The sequence below is a fragment of the Mesorhizobium amorphae genome (genome assembly GCF_014843845.1).
Lineage (GTDB): Bacteria > Pseudomonadota > Alphaproteobacteria > Rhizobiales > Rhizobiaceae > Mesorhizobium > Mesorhizobium amorphae_A.
The window spans coordinates 25,487-44,525 of sequence record NZ_JHQS01000122.1 but is presented as its reverse complement, the minus strand read 5'-3'; the positions used below and the strand labels follow the sequence as shown (position 1 = coordinate 44,525).

Annotated in this window: 14 protein-coding genes; 2 read left to right on the top strand and 12 right to left on the bottom strand. The window is 64.8% G+C overall.

Annotated features, from left to right (window positions below; genetic code table 11):
* Positions 1-60: 60 nt before the first annotated feature.
* A complete protein-coding gene (locus tag DH08_RS31135) occupies positions 61-981 on the top strand; it encodes a LysR family transcriptional regulator (RefSeq protein WP_192183057.1) in 921 nt (306 codons plus the stop codon).
* On the opposite strand, the gene DH08_RS31130 is transcribed toward DH08_RS31135, so the two are convergent.
* The 9 genes from DH08_RS31130 to DH08_RS31090 form a co-directional block, all read right to left on the bottom strand.
* Positions 941-3,016 carry a dipeptide ABC transporter ATP-binding protein gene (locus DH08_RS31130; protein ID WP_192183056.1) on the bottom strand — a complete coding sequence of 692 codons (2,076 nt, stop codon included), beginning with the start codon at positions 3,014-3,016 and terminating at the stop codon, positions 941-943. The two genes, DH08_RS31135 and DH08_RS31130, sit on opposite strands and share 41 nt — an antisense overlap.
* Positions 3,009-3,893 (bottom strand): ABC transporter permease, encoded by an 885-nt coding sequence (locus DH08_RS31125; protein WP_192183055.1) that lies wholly within the window; start codon positions 3,891-3,893, stop codon positions 3,009-3,011. The genes DH08_RS31130 and DH08_RS31125 overlap by 8 nt, the downstream gene beginning before the upstream one ends.
* Positions 3,890-4,843, bottom strand: a complete 954-nt coding sequence (locus tag DH08_RS31120; RefSeq protein ID WP_081482077.1) for an ABC transporter permease — start codon at positions 4,841-4,843, stop codon at positions 3,890-3,892. Before DH08_RS31120 ends, DH08_RS31125 begins: the two co-directional genes overlap by 4 nt.
* Before the next feature lie 11 nt (positions 4,844-4,854).
* Positions 4,855-7,197 carry a molybdopterin guanine dinucleotide-containing S/N-oxide reductase gene (locus tag DH08_RS31115; RefSeq protein ID WP_192183054.1) on the bottom strand — a complete coding sequence of 781 codons (2,343 nt, stop codon included), beginning with the start codon at positions 7,195-7,197 and terminating at the stop codon, positions 4,855-4,857.
* A gap of 131 nt (positions 7,198-7,328) precedes the next feature.
* Complete coding sequence (locus DH08_RS31110; RefSeq protein ID WP_192183053.1) at positions 7,329-8,993, bottom strand: ABC transporter substrate-binding protein; 1,665 nt, start codon at positions 8,991-8,993, stop codon at positions 7,329-7,331.
* Positions 8,994-9,239: 246 nt separating this feature from the next.
* Positions 9,240-10,424, bottom strand: a complete 1,185-nt coding sequence (locus DH08_RS31105; RefSeq protein WP_192183052.1) for a mandelate racemase/muconate lactonizing enzyme family protein — start codon at positions 10,422-10,424, stop codon at positions 9,240-9,242.
* Between the two features lies 1 nt (position 10,425).
* Entirely contained in the window at positions 10,426-11,529 is a 1,104-nt protein-coding gene (locus DH08_RS31100) for an enolase C-terminal domain-like protein (RefSeq protein WP_192183051.1), read from the bottom strand.
* Positions 11,530-11,554: 25 nt separating this feature from the next.
* Positions 11,555-12,247 carry a GntR family transcriptional regulator gene (locus DH08_RS31095; RefSeq protein WP_192183050.1) on the bottom strand — a complete coding sequence of 231 codons (693 nt, stop codon included), beginning with the start codon at positions 12,245-12,247 and terminating at the stop codon, positions 11,555-11,557.
* A 97-nt stretch (positions 12,248-12,344) separates the two neighbouring features.
* Complete coding sequence (locus tag DH08_RS31090; RefSeq protein ID WP_192183049.1) at positions 12,345-13,133, bottom strand: HalD/BesD family halogenase; 789 nt, start codon at positions 13,131-13,133, stop codon at positions 12,345-12,347.
* Positions 13,134-13,236: 103 nt separating this feature from the next.
* Between DH08_RS31090 and DH08_RS31085 the strand changes: the two genes are divergently transcribed.
* Positions 13,237-14,172 carry a LysR substrate-binding domain-containing protein gene (locus DH08_RS31085; RefSeq protein ID WP_192183048.1) on the top strand — a complete coding sequence of 312 codons (936 nt, stop codon included), beginning with the start codon at positions 13,237-13,239 and terminating at the stop codon, positions 14,170-14,172.
* A 74-nt stretch (positions 14,173-14,246) separates the two neighbouring features.
* On the opposite strand, the gene DH08_RS31080 is transcribed toward DH08_RS31085, so the two are convergent.
* The 3 genes from DH08_RS31080 to DH08_RS31070 are packed head-to-tail and all read right to left on the bottom strand — an operon-like array spanning position 14,247 to position 18,846.
* The gene (locus tag DH08_RS31080) at positions 14,247-15,398 is read right to left on the bottom strand and encodes an efflux RND transporter periplasmic adaptor subunit (protein ID WP_192183047.1); all 1,152 of its coding nucleotides are present in this window, start codon (positions 15,396-15,398) and stop codon (positions 14,247-14,249) included.
* 14 nt (positions 15,399-15,412) lie between these two features.
* Complete coding sequence (locus tag DH08_RS31075; RefSeq protein ID WP_192183046.1) at positions 15,413-18,601, bottom strand: efflux RND transporter permease subunit; 3,189 nt, start codon at positions 18,599-18,601, stop codon at positions 15,413-15,415.
* The gene (locus DH08_RS31070; RefSeq protein ID WP_192183045.1) at positions 18,595-18,846 is read right to left on the bottom strand and encodes a hypothetical protein; all 252 of its coding nucleotides are present in this window, start codon (positions 18,844-18,846) and stop codon (positions 18,595-18,597) included. Before DH08_RS31070 ends, DH08_RS31075 begins: the two co-directional genes overlap by 7 nt.
* Positions 18,847-19,039 lie beyond the last annotated feature (193 nt).

Genomic DNA, 19,039 nt, shown 5'->3' with positions numbered 1-19,039 from the left:
CACCCGGAAAGCGATATTTTTTGATGGGGGTCATCGAAATCTTCGATGCAAGGTGGAGCCATGGACACAGAAAATCTGCGCAGTTTTCTTGAGGTTGCCGCACATGGAAGCTTCACCGTCGCGGCGAACCGGCTGAACCTCGCCCAGTCTACCGTCAGCGCGCGGATCAGGGGTCTTGAGGAGCAATTGGGGCGCAAGCTCTTTGTGCGCGACCGCGATGGCATCACGCTTACGCCGGCCGGCCGGCAGTTCCTGCCGCACGCATCCTCGATCACCCGCACCTGGGAGCAATCGCGGCAGGACATCGCCGTTCCTGATGGTTACGAAACGCTGCTCAGGCTCACCGCTCCCGCTTACCTCTGGGACCGCATCACCTCGCCCTGGATCGCCTGGATGCGCGAAAGGCGCCCGAACGTGGCGCTGCGACTCGAAGGCAGTTTCCCGGATCTGGCGATCGACCAGATGGCCGAAGGCCTGCTCGACATCTGCATCCTCTATCTGCCGCGGCCGCATCCCGGCATCGTCTATGAGACGCTGGCGGTCGACCAGGTGGTGCTTGTCCAGCACACGGCGCAGACCGGACCGTGGACGGAAAACTACATCTTGATGGATTGGGGGCTCGAATTCCGCGTCGAGCACGACCGCGCTTTTGCCGGCCTGGTCAAGCCGGCCATATCGGCCGGGCTGGTCTTCATCGGACTGCAGCACGTGCTGTCGCAGCAGGCGGCCGCCTATCTGCCGCTCAGCGCCGTCAGCGGCCATATCGAGCGCGGCGAGCTGCGACGCATCGAGGGCGCGCCGGTGTTCCAGCGGCCGATCTATCTCGCCTATCCGTCGAACCCGGCCTCGTCGGACACGCTGAATGTCGCGCTCGAGGGATTGCGCGATCTGGCGCGGGACTGGACGACCGGCGGCGGCTTTGCCGAAGGCGACCGTGCCTTCAGCATGGCGGATTCAAACCCGCAGAGCGATCACCTTTAGCCGATCGTCGGGCAGGTTCCGCCTGCATCGCCGGCTTCTGCAATCTTGCGAGCTCGGCATACGGAATATGGCAGCGGATCGAATGGCCGGGCTCAGCCTCCGCCAGTGGCGGCTCCTGCGTCTCGCAGATCGCGCCGATCTTGCGCGGGCAGCGCGTCTGGAACACGCAGCCCGGCGGCGGATGGGTGGCGCTGGGGATTTCGCCGTCGAGGCGGATGCGCGCGGTCTCGGTCTGGTCGAGCTTTGGCACCGCCGAAAGCAGCGCTTCCGTATAGGGGTGGTGCGGGCCGGAAAACACCGCCTCGGATGGCCCCAGTTCCATGATCCGGCCGAGATAGAGCACCGCGATCTGGTCGGAGAGATAGCGCACCACGCCGAGATCGTGCGAGATGAAGATATAGCTCACATCTTCCTTCGACTGCAGATCGGCGAGCAGATTGAGGATCGCCGCCTGCACCGACACGTCGAGCGCCGAGGTCGGCTCGTCGCAGACGACGATGCGCGGCTCGCCGGCGAAGGCGCGCGCAATGGCGACGCGCTGCTTCAGCCCGCCCGAGAGCTGGCGCGGCTTGACGGCGAGATGCCGATCGGTAAGCCGTACCGAACGGACGAGCTCGTCGAGGCGGGCCTGGAGTGCAGCGCCGCGAAGCCCGGCCAGCCGCTTCAGAGCGCGGCTGATCAGATGGCGGATCGAATGCGAGCGGTTGAGCGCCGAATCCGGGTTCTGGAAGACGATCTGCATCGCCTTGATCTGGTCGTCGGTGCGGCTTTCCAGCCGTGGCGCCAGCGCCTTGCCCTCGAGCCTGATCGAGCCGCCATCGTCCGGCGGCACCAGGCCGAGCAGCAGCCTGGCGAAGGTGGTCTTGCCGCTGCCGGATTCGCCGACCAGGCCGAGCGTTTCGCCGGGCCGCAGGCTGACCGAGACATCCTTCACCGCCCGCAGCGCATGGCCGTGGCTGGCATAGGTCTTGTTCAATCCCTCGACATGGAGGACCGGTTCCGATTTGGCCTTCGGTGCGGCAGCCACATCGCTTGGCGTCGCGCGCGGCAGCGCCTGCGCCTGTTCGTGGTAATGGCAGCGCGACAGCCGGCCCCCAAGGTCGTAGAGCGGCGGCAATTCGCTGCGGCAGCGATCAGTGGCCAGAGCGCAGCGGTCGGCGAAGGCGCAGCCCTTGATGTCGGCGCCGATGCCGGGCAGGAAGCCGGGAATGGTGTCGAGGCGGCCCTGGTCCTTGCGCTGGCCGCCGCGCGGCAGGCAGCGCAGCAGCGCCACGGTGTAGGGATGGCGCGGATCGTTGAACACGTCTTGCGTCGAGCCTTCCTCGACCAGCATGCCGGCATAGAGCACGCCGACCCGGTCGCACATTTTTGAGACGACCGCGAGGTTGTGGCTGATGAACAGGATCGAGGCCGACAGTTCCTGCCTGAGCAGCGCGATCAGGTCGAGCACTTCGGCCTCCACCGTCGCGTCGAGGCCGGTGGTCGGCTCATCGAGGATCAGCATGGTCGGGTCGTTGGCCAAAGCCATGGCAATCGCCACGCGCTGCTGCATGCCGCCTGAAAGCTGGTGCGGATAGCGCTGCATGACGCTTGACGGATCGGAGATGCGCACGCGGTTCAGCATGGCGATCGCCCGTTCGGCGGCTGCCTCTCCCATGACGCCGCCAAGCTCGAATATCTCGGTCAGCTGGCGGCCGATGCGCAGCGACGGGTTCAGCGCCTTGCCGGGGTCCTGATAGACCATCGACACGCTTTCGGCGCGGGCGCGCCGCAGCGCCTCGCCGTCGAGCTTCATCACGTCCTGGCCGTCGAGCGAGATGGCCCCGCCGGTGATCGAGCCATTCCTCGGGAGATAGCGCACCACCGACAGCGCCACGGTGGACTTGCCGCAGCCGGATTCGCCGACCAGCCCATAGGCTTCGCCCTGGCCGATGGCGAGGTTGAGGTTGCGCAGCACCGCCCGGTTGCGGCCGCCGACCCGGTAGGCGACGGAGAGGTCGGAGAGTTCGAGCGCGTTGGCGGCCTTCTCAGTCATTGAACGCTCCGTGGACACCGTCCGCCGCGAGGTTGACGCCGATCACCAGCGAGGCGATGGCCAGAGCGTCGAACAGCACCGTCCACCAGAAGCCGCCGCCGATCATGCCGTAGTTGCTGGAGATCGAGAGCCCCCAGTCGGGGGAGGGCGGCTGGATGCCGAAGCCCATGAAGGAGAGCGTGGCGACGGCGAAGATGGCATAGCCGAGCCGCACCGTCGTTTCGACCAGGATCGGCGGGATGACATTGGGCAGGATCTCGACGAACATCGTGTGGAAAGCGCTTTCGTGGCGGAGCTGCGCTGCCGCGACATAGTCGAGCTCGCGTTCGGCCAGCACCGCCGAACGCACCGTACGCGCGATGATCGGCGCGAAGCTGAGGCCTATGACGACGATGACGGTCGTCTTCGAGGTGCCGAGCGCGACGATGGCGAGCAGCGCCACGATCACCACGGGGATCGCCATGAAGGCTTCGAGGATGCGGCTGATGATGTCGTCGACGATGCCGCGGAAATAGCCGGTGAACAGGCCGAGCGCAGTGCCGGCCACGGTCGCTAGCAAGGTGGCCAAAGGCGCCACGGTGAGGATGTCGCGCGAGCCGACGATGACGCGCGAGAACACATCGCGGCCGATCTGGTCGGTGCCGAACCAGTGTTCGGCCGAAGGTGGCGCCAGCGCATTGATGATGTCGTCGGCGAGCGGGTCGTAAGGGACAAAATGCTCGCCGAACAGCGCGCAGGCGATCCAGAACAGCACGATGCCAAGGCCGGTGAGAAACGTGCCCGACCGCAGCAGGGAGAAAAAGACCTCCGCCATCGGACCGCGTCGGCCGGCATTGTCGGGCGCCGGCATGCCGGCCGGACTGTCGGTGGCGCTCATTGGTCTGTCCCCAGCCGGATCCGCGGGTTGAGCACGGAATAGAGGAAGTCGGCGGCCAAAGTGGCCACCGCATAGACGATGCCGATGGTCAGGATCCCCGCCTCGAGGATAGGAAAATCCTTGCCGCGCGCGGCGGTGAAGATCAGCGAGCCGATGCCCTGGTAGCGGAACAGCGTTTCGATGACGACGAGGCCGCCGATGAGATAGCCGGTCTGCGTCGCGATGACGGTGATGGTCGGCAGCAGCGCGTTGCGCAGCACATGGCGCCAGATCACCGTCCGCCACGGCAGCCCCTTGAGCACGGCGGTGCGGGTGTAGTCGGAATCGAGCGCCTCGATCATGCCAGAGCGCGCCATGCGGGCGATGTAGCCGAACAGCACCAGGAACAGCGGCAGCGACGGCAGGATCAGATAATAGAGCTGGGTGAAGAAGCCGGCATCGCGCGGCCAGGCGGCGGAGATCGGCAGCCAGCGCAGCCAGACCCCGAAGATCAGGATGAGAATGATGCCGGTGACGAACTCCGGCAGCACCGTCACCGACAGGCCGCCGAGGCTGATGATGCGGTCCAGTGGCCGGTTGAGGTTGAGCGCGGCAATGACGCCGCCGAGGATTCCGATCGGCACCACCAGCACGAAGGCGACCGCCGCCAGCTTCATCGAATTGCCCAGCGCATCGATGACGAAGGGCGCCACCGGCGAGCGGAAAATATAGGAGGTACCCATGTCGCCCTGGAGGAAATTCCAGATCCAGCTCGCATATTGGGTGAGCAGCGGCCGATCGACGCCGAGCGTGTGATTGAGCGTGTCGACGGCGCGCTGGTCGGCAAACGGTCCCAATATGGCGCGCCCGACATTGCCGGGCAGCACCTGGCCACCCAGGAAAACCATGATGCTGAGCAGGAACAGCGTGACGAGCGATAGAGCCAGGCGCCGGACAAGGAAGGAGAGAATGGCATCGACTCCTATGAAAGGCCGGCCGCGCCGGGGATGTCGGACAAATTCAGTATGACAGGCGGTTCGAACGCCGTCACCGGCGGAACGGCGCCCGCAAATCGTGACACCTGGACCAGCGTCGAATTGCAGGTCGGCGACTGGGCAAGGCGCGACGTGCCCCGGTCCGCCGTCAGCACATTCGGGTTGCCGTGCTTTTCCAGGCTGCACGATTGCCCGGGTTCGGCAGGATCGAACCATGCGCCGGTCGGCAGCTGCACGACGCCGGGAATCAGGCTGCCGGTCAGGATTGCCCCGGCCAGGCACGATCCGCGATCGTTGAAGACGACGACGATTTCTCCGTCCAGGATGCCGCGTGCGGCGGCGTCGGTTCGGTTGATCCACAGCGGTGCGCGGCCCGACACCTTGCCCGCGCGGCTGACCGAGCCGTGGTCGTACTGGCTATGCAGCTTGTCGGCCGGTTGCGGCGACAACAGATGCAGCGGGAACCGTTCGGCAAGGCCGCTGCCAAGCCATTCCCGCGGCTCGCGCCACACCGCATGGCCGGGGCAGTCGTCATAGCCGAAACCATCGACCTTCGCGGAATAGAGCTCGATACGCCCCGATGGCGTCGCCAGCCGGTGGCGCTCTGGGTCGGAGCGGAACGGCCCCAGGAATGTCTGCGAGGTGATGCGGCGGGTGAGCTCGGCGTGGCCGTCATCCCAGAAACGCTCGAAAGGCGGCATGTCGACGCCGGCGGCGCTCGCATTCTCCCTGGCCTGGGCGTAGAGCAGACGGATCCACTCTTCGGCATCGCGGCCTTCGGTGAAGGTTTCGCGCACGCCAAGCCGCGTCGCCAGATCGGCAAAGATCCGAAAGTCGTCGCGTGCCGCCTCCACCGGATCGATGGCCTGTTTCATGGCGACCATCAGGTTCTCGCGGTTCGAAAAGGCGAGGTCGTTGCGCTCCAGCGGCGTCGTGACCGGCAGCACGATGTCGGCATGGCGTGCCGTCGCCGTCCAGAAGGGCTCATGGACGATGACCGTCTCGGGCCGCTGCCAGGCCTCGACGAGCCGGTTCAGGTCCTGATGGTGGTGGAACGGATTGCCGCCGGCCCAGTAGACGAGCCTGACATCGGGATAGGACAGTTCAGCACCGTTGAACGCGAACGAGCCACCGGGATCGAGCAGCATGTCGGCGACACGCGCCACGGGTATGAAATCCGGCACGCCGTTGCGGCCCTGCGGCACGGACGGCCAGCGAAAGCCGAGCTCCGGCCGTCCGGCGCCGTTCGTCGATGAATAGCCGAATCCGAAGCCGCCGCCGGGCAATCCGATCTGGCCGAGCAGCGCGGCGAGCGTGATCGCCGCCCAGTAGGGCTGCTCGCCATGGTCGGCACGCTGCAGCGACCAACTGACCATCAGCATGGTGCGCTTGCCGGCCATCTCCCTGGCCAGCGCGACCATTTTCTCCGCTGCCACGCCGCTGAGCGCCGCCGCCCAAGCCGGGTCCTTAGGCTGGCCGTCGCTTTCGCCCAGGACATAGGCCCGCACAATTTCGAAGCCGGTGCAGTAGCGTGCCAGGAAGGCTTCGTCGTGGCGGCCCTCGCTGACCAGGACATGGCACAGCGCCAGCATGATGGCGGTGTCGCTGTTCGGCCGCAGCGGCAGCCATTCGCTGTCGACGCCGCGCGGCGCGTCGTCGCGCACGGGCGAGACATTGATGAGCCGGGCGCCGTTGCCGACGGCCTTCTGCAAGGCAGCCGCGGCTTCGTGGCGTGCCGCGCCGCCGCCCTGGATCTGCGCGTTGCGCCAAGGTAGCCCGCCGAAGGCGACGATCAGCTCGCTGTGCTGCTCGATCCCGTCCCAGGTGGAATGATTGCCGGTCAGCCCGTCGGTCCCGCCAAGCACATGCGGCAGGATGATCTCGGCCGCGCCATAGGAGTAGCTGAGGACCGAGCTTGTGTAGCCGCCGATCGTGTTGAGGAAGCGGTGGACCTGGCTTTGGGCATGGTGGAACCGCCCGGCGCTCGCCCAGCCGTAGGAGCCGGCGTAGATCGCGGCGTTGCCATGCGCGGTGCGGACCCGGTCAAGCTCGGCCGCGACGATATCGAGCGCCGTTTCCCAGGGCACTTCGACAAAGGGTTCGCCGCCCCGCCGGCCGCGCGCTGACGATCGGTCCCCTTCGAGCCAGCCGCGCCTGATGGCGGGGCGAGCGACGCGCATGTTTCCCTGCGCGGCGCCGAGCATTGATTTGCCGATCGGCGACGGATCGGGATCGCCGCTCCACGGTTCCACACCGACGAGCCTGCCATTCTCGGCGCTGACCTCGTATGTCCCCCAATGCATGGTGGTGAGCAGGGTTCTGGACTCCATGGGACGCGTCAATCTGGATCATCGCGCGTTGGCCGATGCCGGGCAAGGCGCTACGCGCCTGTCCCGGCTGGTCTCAAGGTGCCAGCCCCTGGCATTGGGCTGGCGGTCGCGGGATCAGCTCTTCCTCCCGCTCAGGCCTTCGACGCCTTGTCGAGGAACAACTGCGACATGGCGGTGGGCTGCACGCCGGTGACGCCCTTCGCCGTCGCCGTCAGATAGTCGTAGAAATAGCCGAAGATGACGGGCGTTTCCTCGAGCAGCAGCTTCTGGATCTTGCCGGCCGAGGCCTTCTGCGCCTCGAGGTCGAGTGCCGCGATGTAGCTGGTCGCCAGCGTGTCGTAATCCTTGTTCTTGAAATGCGCCGCATTCCAGGTGCCGTCGCTCTTCAGCGGTGCTGCAAGATAGACGTTGGGCACGCCGCGGTGGCCGTAGTCGGTGATGCCCATCACCGAGTCCAGCCAGTTCGACTTGCCGAACACGGCATCGCCGTAATAGGCGCCTTGGTCGAGGATGTTGAGCTCGAGCTCGATGCCGATCTCCTTGACCCAGTTCTGGATGAGCTGGGCATATTCGGGGATTTCGAGATAGCGCTCGGTGGTCAGCGTCACCTTGAAGCCCTTGCCGGCGCCGGCCGCTTCCATCAGCTGCTTGGCCTGAGCGATGTCCTGCTCGCGCTGCGGCACGCTCGGATCGGTCGAGGGATAGGCAGAGGCGAACGGGCTGTCGTTGCCCTCCAGGGCGCGGCCTTTCATCAGGCCGGCGACAAGCTTCTTGCGGTCGAGGCTGAGCGCGATGGCGCGCCGCACGCGCGGATCCTTGAACGGATCGGAATCGCAGCGCAGGTGCAGCTGCTGGTGCGCCACCGATTTCAGGCTGATGATGTCGACATTCGGATCGTTGAGCAGGCCGACGCCAGCCAGCACAGGCATCTGGTTGATGATGTCGACCTGGCCGCCCTGTAGCGCCAGGATCTGCGGCTGCATGTCGGCGAAGAAGGTGAATTCGGTGCGCTCCGGCAGCGCCTTCGTCCCCCAATAGTCCTCGTTGCGCACGAAGGAGGCGCCGACCTTGGGCGTGTATTTCTCGATCTTGAACGGCCCGGTGCCGTCGAAGCTCTTTTCGTAGTCGCCCTTGTAGCTCGCCGGGATGATGACGGCGTTGTAATTGTCCGACGACACCATGTAGGGGAAGTTGCCGTTCGGCGCGTCGAGATGGAACTCGACCGTATGGTCATCGACCTTCTTGGTCGCGCCCTTTTGCAATATGCCGCTGAACACCGACAGCGCGTTGGACGAATTGGCCGGGTCGGCAAGCCGGTCGATGCTGGCCACCACGTCGTCGGCCTTCATCTCGCCGCCGCTGTGGAACTTGACGCCCTTGCGCAGCTTGAAGGTCCAGACCGTGCCTTTGTCGTTCGGCTTCCAGCTTTCGGCCAGCGCCGGCTGCAACACCAGGTCGGGCCCGTCGATGCAGAGGAACTCGGCGACTTGCTGCATCACCAGCAGACCGCCGGCGTCGGCGATGGTCACCGGGTCGATCGCTGCTGCCGGCACGCTGCTCGCCACGCGGATGGTCGCACCCGGAGCGCCCGCTGCGCGAGCGAGCGAGGGCACGGCACCGAGGCCGGCGGCTGTGCTTATGCCGCCCAGCAGCGGCAGCGACAGGCCGAGCAGGCTGCCGTGGCGGATGAAGTCGCGGCGGCTGACCCGGCCGTCGATCAGCCCGTCGATGAGATGGTTTTCGAGCGGCGAGCGCGTGCGCCGGATGAGGTCGAGAAGGCGATAGTTCTTGCTCATGGGACTTACCCTTTCCCCTGTGTTCTTGTGATTGACGAATGTTCTTGTGATTGACGAATTCCGTGGAGTTCTCCTGGATCCCGGCCGTCAATGTGGTCTTCGACCGGAACTCTAGCCTATCCGGTCCTGCGCGGGCCGGATTTTCGAAGCACTGCTTCCACCCGTTCGTCCCGCGTTACGCGATCCTTGTCGCGGCAGCGGGCTTCTCTTGTTGTATCCGTCTCCTGTTGGTTTGTGTGATCACTCCTAGTTCAACGGCAGGCGCCGATACGTGCCGGGCTTCGCCGAGTCGTGATACTTGTTGCACGGCCCGTTCTCGACAAAGTCGCGATGGCAGGCGGCAAGCTTCTCGCGCGACAGGGTGACGCCGAGGCCGTGGCCTTCGGGCACGCGCACGACATTATTTCGCGGCGAAAACGGCCCTTCCTCGATCACGTCGATAGGCCACATGCGAAACAGCGACTGGTTGGGTTCGCGGATCCATCCGAGGGCTGCGCACAGATGCAGATAGCAGGCGCTGCCGATGCCGCTGTCGCCGCTGTAGCACCAGAAATCGATGCCGGCATGCTCGCAGGCACCGACGAAGCGCAGCAGCCGGCCGATGCCGCCATGCGCCGTCGGATTGCCGACGAAGGCATCCGGCACCTTGATCTCCATCGCGCGGGCAATATCGATGTTGTGGGTCGAGAACGGGATCGAGCAATGGCGGCGCAATTCGCGCATCTCCTCGATGGTTGCCACCGGATCCTCCCAGTTGCGCACGCCAAGCTCTTCCAGCGGCCGCGCCAGCCGCCTGGCGGTGGCCAGCGAATAGGCCTGGTTGGAATCGATGCGGATCATCGCATCGTCGCCGAGCTTTTTGCGGATCAGCTCGATCATCCTGAGCGAGATCTTGGGATCCTGCGTCGAGAACTTGCCTTCGAAGAAAGTCGTGCCGTGGGTCTCGTGCAGTTCGACGCAGTAGTCGGCGACTTCTTCCGGCGTCGTTTCGCCCTTCACTTTCGGGCCGTTGCCGCGTAGCGAGAAGTAGTCGGTGAATGGGATGTCCTTGCGCACCGCGCCGCCGAGCAGCTGATAGAGCGGCTGCTTCCACGCCTTGCCGCGCAGGTCCCACAACGCCATCTCGATGGCGCCGAAGGCCATGATGCGGCTGCGGTCGTTGATCGACTGCACGCCGGTCCAGTAGGGCAGGCAGGCTTCCTCCGCGCCGGCGATATCGAAAGCGTCGCGGCCGACGAGCCGTGGCGCCAGCACATCATTGATGATTGCCGCGGCAGCCGGCGTCGGTGCTTCGCCGAGGCCGGCCAGACCGTCCTCGGTCTCGACCTCGACGATTGTCGGCGAGAAGCCGTCGAGTTCGCCGAACACCCAGGCATAGGGCGCTTCGAGCCTCAGATTGATCGGCGTCGCCCTTATGCGGCGGATCTTCATCTCAGCCGATCTCGAAGAAGGGCTTGCCAAGCAGGTCGGGCACGACATCGATGCCGAGGCCGGGACCATCGGGAACGCCCATGCGGCTGCCAGTCACCGGCGGCATGTTGGAGGCGGTACGCACCGTCACCCATTCGTGGAAGGCAATGGCATGCAGCCGCCGATCCTCCGGCGTCGACAGCGACAGATGCGCCATCGCCGCCGTGTCGATCTCGGCGCCGCCCGTGTCCTCGACGGTGATCATGAAGCCGAGATCGACGGCGAGGTCGCGGATCTGGCGCGTCTTGGTCACGCCGCCGAGACGCGAGATCTTCAGCGTCAGCCCATCGGCGGCACCCTTGCGGTGGATGTCGAGCATGTCGTCCAGCGAGGCGACGGATTCGTCGAGCACCATCGGCTTGTCGAGCATGCGGCGCACCGACATGTTCTCGTCGATCGTCGTGCAGGGCTGCTCGAACGTGTAGTCGATGGCGCGCGTCGCATCGGCGAACTGGCGCGCCTGGTAGGGCGTCCAGCCGGCATTGGCGTCGCAGAAGATGACGGTGCCCTTCGGTACCGCATCGGCGACGGCGCTGACGCGCTCGATGTCGTCACGGACATTGCCGCCGACCTTGACCTGCAGCCGATGGAACCCCTGGCCGACGATGCGCTTGGCGAGCGCCGCCATCTGATCGACCGTGCCGTGGGTGACCACCTTGTAAAGCTCCGCCGTCTCGCTCTCGCGGCCGCCGAGCAACGTCACCAGAGGCACATCGGCGGCGCGCGCGGCGAGATCCCAGCAGGCCATGTCGAGAGCCGACTTGATATAGGGATGGCCCTTGAACACCGTGTCCATCAGCCGGCCGATGCCGGCAAGCCCGCGCGGATCCTGGCCGATCAGGTGCGGTGCGATTTCGACGACGCCGGCGCGGGTGCCGGCGGGGAAGGCAGGCGAATAGAAATTGCCGAGCGGCGCCATTTCACCCCAGCCCGTCACCCCGCTGTCTGAGGTGATGGCGACGATCACCGCGTCGAACGCGTCGGCGATGCGCCCCTTTGACATGCGGTAGGGCCCGTCCACGAAGGGCTGCACGACATGGTAGGCTTTTATGGTTTTGATCTTCACGTTGTTGTCCAAAGTTCGGGATTGGTCAGGCGCCCTTCGACGCGCGCTTTTCGAGGCCGCGCGCGTAGGCAAGGAGCTCTTCGAAGTCGAGGTCGATATGTTCACGGGCATGGCGCTGGGCGGCACGCATGTCCTTGCCCTTCAGCAGCTGCACATAGGTCTCGTGGACGTCTTCCGAGGGCACCGGCTCGTTGCGGGCCCGCTGGTGGAGGGCGAAATACATCTGCAGCCGGCTGGTCAGCCGTTGCCAGGTTTCCAGGAGCACCGAATTGTCGGCCCATTCGTAGATCAGGCCGTGCAACTGTAGCGCCGTTTCGATCTGGCGGGTTGTGTCGAGATCGCGGGTCGCTTGCTTCACCGCTTCGTGGCGCCGGTCGAGCTCGTCGAAGAAGCGCTGGTCGCGCAGCTTCCAGGCGCGCTCGATGGCAAGCTCGTCCATCACCTTGTTGAACGAATAGGCGTCGTCGATGTCCTTGGCGGCCACATTGATTACGAATGTGCCGGCATAGGGGATGCTGGTCAGGATGCCCTCCTGCACCAGCTCGCGCATCGCCTCGCGCAGCGGCGCGCGGCTCACCCGCATCTGCTCGGAAATCCTCAGTTCGTTGAGCTTCTGTCCCGGCTCCAGCTGGCCGGTCAGGATCGCCCGCCTGAGCAGCGCCACGATCTCGGCCCTGCGCGTCGTATCCGCAATCGGACTGAAGTCCAGCTTGGCCATGCGCTCACTCCGGGAGAACCGGAGATAAGACAAGCAGATTGTCGACAATCTAGCAATAGCGTGTTTCTTGGTTGCCCGCTTTTTTGATGGCGGTGCGCTATGCAGCTCTTCCGTAGAAACCCACCCGCTCCTCGGCACTGAACATCACGCCCGGTTTCTCATAGTAGGAAAACACAGCGATCATCCGCTCGCGCTCGCCCTCGACGGTGGTGACGCGATGCGCGGTGTTCTTGCCGCGAAAGACGTTCAGCGTGCCCGCCTTCATCCGCAATATCTTCGCCTCGGGGTCGCGCCCTTCGAGCAGCCTGGCGACGCCGTCATAGTTCGGATTGTCGTCCGAGCGCAGATCGGTGCGGTATTCGAGATCGCCGCCGCGCTCTGCGGCCTGCAGCAGAAGCGTCGTTGTGAACTCCGAACGGTCGAAATGCCAGTTGAGCGCCTCGCCGGCGCGGTAGCCCATGACATTGGTGCGGGCCAGCGGATCCTGCATGACATGCAACTGCTGCTTGCCCATCGCCGCCGCCAGGAAGCGCAGCAGCGGTTCGTACTCGTAGATGGCGAGCACGGTGCTGCCTGGAATCTGGTCGGCGCAGACGGTGTGGCTGATGGTCTCGACCTTGCGCAGCGCCGGATGGTCGGGGGCAAGCTCGGGAATGTCGGGCTTGAAGTAGATGTTGTGCATGCGCTTGTGGATGTGCGAGCGCGTGTCCATGATGGGCCGGATTTCCTTGACGGCCCGTTCGGCGACGCCGGGGCGCAGAAAACCCTCGAGATTGAACATGCCGTCGGCTTCCAGTGCCGCAACGGACTGATCCACAAGGCGCTTCCATTCGGGGCTGCCCTCGCGGTCGAGCGGGTAGCGGTCCAGGTCGAGAATGTCTTTCATCGTCGCGTCTCCAGCAAATCTGGCTTCACTAGACAGCAAGGAAATCTTTCTCTCAACGCGGAAAATTGTTAGGCTTGCATAAGGAAAACTTGGGGAAGCTGGTATGGAAAAACTTCCGCCGCTGAATGCCGTGCGGGCCTTCGAGGTCGCGGCTCGCGCCGGCTCCTTCACGCTCGCCGCAACCGAGCTTGGCGTCTCCTCGGCCGCTGTCAGCCAGCAGATCCGCAATCTGGAAGACTGGTTCGGCAAGCAGTTGTTCGTGCGCAACGGCAACCGCATCACGCTGACCGATGCCGGCCATGCCATCTACCCGCAGGCGTCGCGCGCGCTTGGCGACATCGCCGCGATCGGCCGGCGCATGCTGGAAGGCGGCTTGCGAACCCGTCTTGTCGTCAGCGTGCCGTTTTCGTTGGCTGAACTGTGGCTGGCGCCAAAACTGGCAGTGCTTCTGGAGACCTTTCCGCAGATGGCGATCGACGTTCGGGTCGAGGATGACCCTGTCGACATTGCCCGTCAGAACATCGACCTGCGCATCAGCTATGGCGACTATCACTATCCCGGCTTGAAGCTCGTCCGCCTCGTCCATGACGATGTGCTGCCGGTCTGCGCGCCGGACTTCTGGGGCCGCCACGGCAATGGCGCGTCCGGCCTCGAGGACGTGCACGACAGCATGTTCATCCACACCAACTGGGGTCCGAATTATGCCACGCACCCGAGCTGGGCGGACTGGTTCGCGGCGTCAGGACAAAGCCGCTCGCCAGATCCGTCGCAAGGACGGCGCGTCGGGCTGTCCAGCCTGGCGATCGCCTCGGCCCGGCTCGGCCTCGGCATCGCGCTTGGCCAGCGGGTCATGGCTCGCGCCGATCTGGAAGCCGGCCACCTGATCGCGCTGTCACCGGTTTCAGTGCGGCTTGGCCATCCCTACTGCGCCTTCATGCTGCCGGCCAAGGCCGAGCGTGCCGACGTCGCCGGCCTTGTCGAACTGCTTGGAGCAGTTCCAGGAAAAGTGCGCAGCGGTTTTCCGTCCGGAATTGCGTAAAAACAAAAAAATAGCAAAACGGCGCCCCCGGCTTGAGGCCGAGGGCGCCGTTGGACCGGGCCTGACGGGGGTTGTCAGGTGGCCGGTTTCTGGGGCAGCGGCGAAACCGGCATTCCGGGTCCGATCTTCTGCAGATTGCCGGTGATGACCTGATCGCCTTCGGCAATGCCGCTCGAGATGGCAATGAGATCGCCATTGACCGGGCCGAGCGACACGATGCGCTGGTCGACCGTGTTGCCCTTGCCGAGGACATAGAGGTATTTGCCGAGCTGGCTCGAGCCCAGCGCTACCTGCGGCACCATCAGCGCGTCGGGCTGCTCCTTGATGTGCAGCCGCACCCGGACATACTGGCCGGGCAGCAGCGTGAACTTCGCATTGCCGATCGTCGCGCGCGCCGTGATGGTGCCGGTCGAGTGGTCGACCGTGTTGTCGATGAAGGTGAGCTGACCCTTCTGGCTAGGCTCCGTCTCGCCGGGAAGCAGGATATCGACATCGATCGGGCCTGCCGCCCTGGCTTGCTCGATCTGCGCCAGATCCGTTTCGCTCGGATTGAAGGTGACGTAGATCGGGTCGAGCTGCACCAGCGTGTTGAGCACCGTGCCGCCGACGCTGACCAGCGTGCCGACGGAGGCCTGGTTGCGGCCGATGCGGCCGGGGAACGGCGCCTTGATCTCGGCATAGCTCAGATTGAGCTCCGCGGTCCGCACCGCGGCCTGGTTGACCGCCAGTGAGGCCTCGGCCTCGCGCAAGGTGCTGGTGCGCTGGTCGAAGCTGTCCTTGGCAAGGTAGCCGCTCTTGGCGAGCTCGGTGCCGCGGCCGAGATTGGAGCGCGCATAGTCGAGCGTTGCCGTGTCGCGCTGCACCTGCGCCTTGGCCTGGTCGAGAGCCGCCTGGAAATCCTCCGGAGCGATCCGGTAGAGCAGGTCGCCCTGCTTGACGTCGCTGCCGTCGGCGGCTGCCTGCTCCTGCAGGTAGCCCGGCACGCGCGCCTGCAGCGTGATACTGCGGATCGGCTCGGTGCGCGCCGCATAGTCGAGATAGATCGGGATCGTCTTCCTGACGACGTTCACCACCGGCACCGGCATGACGAACGCAGCCGGAGCCGGAGCCGCCCCTGCGGTGCCGGCGTTGACGCCGAGATTGCCCATGTCGAGCAGATGCACGCTCGCCACCGAGATTGCGCCCAGCGCGACGGCCGTTCCCAAAGCGATTTTCCATTTACGCATTTTGGTCTCCAATCCTATTCGGCTGCTTCGGCCAGGCGCGTCGGCGCTGGTTCGGCAGTCGGTTCAATATTGTCATGTTCATGTGCGGCCGTGGGCTCGCTGCGCTCGCGGCCTTCGCGCAGCCGTTCGATCACCGCGTAGAAGACGGGCACGAACACCAGCGACAGGATTGTCGCTGCCACCATGCCGCCAAAGACGGTGGTGCCAATTGACTGCCGGCTTGCTGCACCGGCGCCCGTCGCAAACATCAGCGGCAACACGCCGAGGATGAAGGCGAAGGCCGTCATCAGGATCGGCCGCAACCTTAGCCGTGCGGCTTCCATCGCCGCGTCGACGATGGTGAGGCCTTCCTCGCGTCGCCGCCTTGCAAACTCGACGATCAGGATCGCGTTCTTGGCGGCGAGGCCAATCAGCATGACGAAGCCGATCTGCGAGTAGACGTCGATCTGCATGCCGCGCAGGAACAGGGCTGCGAAGGCGCCGAACAGGGCCAGTGGCACCGCCAAGAGCACCATGAACGGCATCGCCCAGCTTTCATACTGCATCGCCAGGATCAGGAAGACGAAGACGATGGCGAGGCCGAAGACGACCGACGCGATCGATCCTGCCTTGAGCTCCTGGAAGGTGATGCCGGTCCACTCGAAACCGAAATCCCTTGGCAGCGCGGTGGCAGCGGCCCGTTCCATCGCGGCAACCGCCTGACCCGAAGAATAGCCGGGGGCAGCGCCGCCATTGATCGTGGCCGAGGCGTTGTTGTTGTAGTGCGGCACGGTTTCCGGACCGACGAATGGCACCAGCTTGCCCAACGTCGAGAGCGGCACCATGCCGCCAGACGCATTGCGCACATAGAGCCGCGAAATGTCGGCCGCACCCGCACGTGCATCCTTGTCGGCCTGGATGGTCACCCGGAAGGTGCGGCCGAACAGGTTGAAGTCATTCACGTAGAGCGAGCCGAGATAGATCTGCAGCGTGTTGAAGACATCGGGCAGGTTGAGGCCGAGCAGTTTGGCCTTGCTGCGGTCGAGGTCGTAGTTGAACTGCGGCGTCGAAGTCGAGAACGGCGAGAACAGCTGCTGCGGATTGATTTCCGGCTGCTTGCGCGCCTCGGCGATGACGGCTTGCGTCGCATCGTTGAGAGCTACGCTGCCGCGCCCGGTGAGATCCTCGACGACGAATTCGAAGCCGCCCGTGGTGCCGATACCCGGGATCGAAGGCGGATCGAAGGACAGCGCGAATGCTTCCGGAATCTGCATCAGCTTGCCGCGCACATCGGCGACGAGCTTCGATGCGCTCTGGTCGGGGCCGCGTTCCTCCCAAGGCTTCAGGATGGCGAACTCGACCGCCGAGTTCGACTGCGCCGCGCTGGTCAGGAAGTTCAGGCCGCTGATCGAGCCGACGATGTCGACGCCAGGCGTCGCCTGCAGAATGTCGCGCGCCTTCTGCGCCACCGCGTCTGTGCGTTCCAGCGAGGCGCCGTCAGGCAGCTGGATGACGACGAAGAAGTAGCCCTGGTCCTCGACCGGAAGGAAGGTCGAGGGCAGCTTCTGCCAGACGAAGTAGGTGGCGACCAGCCCGGCCGCGAAAAGGCCGAGCATGATCCAGCGCAGCCGGATCAGGATGCGCACGCCATGGGCATAGGCATGCGAGAGCTTGTCGAAGCCGGTGTTGAACCAGCGGAACGGCGCGAACTGCGTCTCGCCGCGATGGCGCAGGAAGGCAGCACTCAGCGCCGGGCTGAGCGTCAGCGAGTTGAAGGCCGAGATGCCGACCGAAATCGCCACTGTCAGTGCGAACTGGTTGTAGAGCTTGCCCGAGACGCCGGGGATGAAGGCGACTGGCACGAAGACGGCCATCAGCACTGCTGTGGTGGCGATGATCGGTCCGGTGACTTCGGCCATCGCGGCCTTGGTCGCCGCCAGCGGTTTGAGACCCGCCTCCAATTGTCGTTCGACATTTTCCACCACCACGATGGCGTCGTCGACGACAAGGCCGATGGCCAGCACCATGCCGAGCAGAGAGAGCATGTTGAGCGAGAAGCCGAGCATGTACATGACGACCATGGTCGCCACCAGCGACACCGGAATGGCGATGGTCGGGATGATCGTCGTGCGCCAACTCTGCAGGAAGATGAACACCACCGCCACGACCAGCACCAGCGCTTCGCCGAGCGTGATCAGCACGTCATGCATCGAGGCCGACACGAAGCGCGTCGTGTCATAGTGCATGGCATAGGAGACGCCTTTGGGGAAACGCGCCGACAGCTCCTGCATCTTGTCCTTGACGCGCTGCTGCAGATCGAGCGCGTTGGAGCCGGGCATCTGGTAGACGGCGAGCACGACGGTCGGGTCCTTGCCGAAGAAGGCCGAGGACGAATATTGCAGCGCGCCGAGTTCGATGCGGGCGACGTCGCGCAGCCGCACCAGCGAGCCGCTGTCGGTGTTGGCGCGCACGACGATGTCGCCGAACTCTTTCGGGTCGCTCAGGCGGCCGACAGCGCTGACCTGCATTTCGAAAGCAGTGCCGGCGGGCGCCGGCGACTGGCCGATCTTGCCGGCCGCCACCTGGACGTTCTGTTCCGAGATGGCGTTCTGGATGTCGACTGCGGTGATGCCGAGATTGGCAAGTTTGTCCGGGTCGAGCCATACGCGCATTGAATAGCGGCGCTCGCCGAAAATCTGCACGTCGCCGACGCCTTGCAACCGCTTCAACGGATCGACCACCTGCAGATAGGCAAGGTTGCTCAGCGCTACCGGGTCGACCGATTTGTCGGGCGAGGTCAGGTTGACGATGAGAACGAAGTTCGGGTTCTGCTTCTTGATCGTCACGCCGCCCTGGTTGACGATCGCCGGCAGCGACGAGGCGGCCTGTGAGACGCGATTCTGGACGTCGACGGCCGCCGTGCTCAGCGGATAGCCGACATCGAAAGTGATGGTGATGGTCGAGGAGCCGTCATTGGAGCTCGACGACGACATGTAGGTCATGCCTTCAACGCCGTTGATCTGCTGCTCCAGCGGCGTTGTCACCGTATCGGCGACCACCTGCGCGCTGGCGCCCGGATAATGGGCGCTGACCACGACCTGCGGCGGCGTGATGTCGGGAAACTGCGAGACCGGCAAAAGGAAATAACAAATCGCCCCGGCGAGCACCATGATGATGGCGATCGCCGACGCGAAGATCGGGCGGTGGATGAAATAGTTCACCATGACACGCAGGCCTCGTTGAATGCTTTTGCTTCGCCAAACGCGTTGGCGATTCTGGACAGCTGCCGGCTGCGCGCCGTCTCTTCCGGAAAGCGCGGCGCCGCCTTGCGCGCTGGCACCTGTGCGGCCGCCAGCGAACGCAGGGTTGCCTCGAAGGCGCGCGGATCGACGCGGTCCGCCTTCATCACCAGCCGGATCATCGGATCCCGCATGGCTTCATCGATCGTCAAATCCTTGCGCTGCGACATAGGAGCGGCTCCTGGCTGGCGATTCGCATCGGATGATCGCGAACCGTTTTCCTCGTTCTCACCGGCCGAAGCCGCATGACAGGCAGTTTCTTGCCTTGCTTCCGTCCCGGCAGGGCCCAACGGCGGTGCCAATCGTTGACGGCAGGCAAGATAGGTGTTACCAGTAAGTAACATCGCTAAAGTTACAGACCGG

Excerpts from the sequence above, each read along its gene's own strand:
- DH08_RS31135 (WP_192183057.1), top strand. The coding sequence starts at position 61 with ATGGACACAGAAAATCTGCGCAGTTTTCTTGAGGTTGCCGCACATGGA.
- DH08_RS31130 (WP_192183056.1), bottom strand. The coding sequence starts at position 3,016 with ATGACTGAGAAGGCCGCCAACGCGCTCGAACTCTCCGACCTCTCCGTC.
- DH08_RS31125 (WP_192183055.1), bottom strand. The coding sequence starts at position 3,893 with ATGAGCGCCACCGACAGTCCGGCCGGCATGCCGGCGCCCGACAATGCC.
- DH08_RS31115 (WP_192183054.1), bottom strand. The coding sequence starts at position 7,197 with ATGGAGTCCAGAACCCTGCTCACCACCATGCATTGGGGGACATACGAG.
- DH08_RS31110 (WP_192183053.1), bottom strand. The coding sequence starts at position 8,993 with ATGAGCAAGAACTATCGCCTTCTCGACCTCATCCGGCGCACGCGCTCG.
- DH08_RS31105 (WP_192183052.1), bottom strand. The coding sequence starts at position 10,424 with ATGAAGATCCGCCGCATAAGGGCGACGCCGATCAATCTGAGGCTCGAA.
- DH08_RS31095 (WP_192183050.1), bottom strand. The coding sequence starts at position 12,247 with ATGGCCAAGCTGGACTTCAGTCCGATTGCGGATACGACGCGCAGGGCC.
- DH08_RS31090 (WP_192183049.1), bottom strand. The coding sequence starts at position 13,133 with ATGAAAGACATTCTCGACCTGGACCGCTACCCGCTCGACCGCGAGGGC.
- DH08_RS31085 (WP_192183048.1), top strand. The coding sequence starts at position 13,237 with ATGGAAAAACTTCCGCCGCTGAATGCCGTGCGGGCCTTCGAGGTCGCG.
- DH08_RS31080 (WP_192183047.1), bottom strand. The coding sequence starts at position 15,398 with ATGCGTAAATGGAAAATCGCTTTGGGAACGGCCGTCGCGCTGGGCGCA.
- DH08_RS31075 (WP_192183046.1), bottom strand. The coding sequence starts at position 18,601 with ATGGTGAACTATTTCATCCACCGCCCGATCTTCGCGTCGGCGATCGCC.
- DH08_RS31070 (WP_192183045.1), bottom strand. The coding sequence starts at position 18,846 with ATGTCGCAGCGCAAGGATTTGACGATCGATGAAGCCATGCGGGATCCG.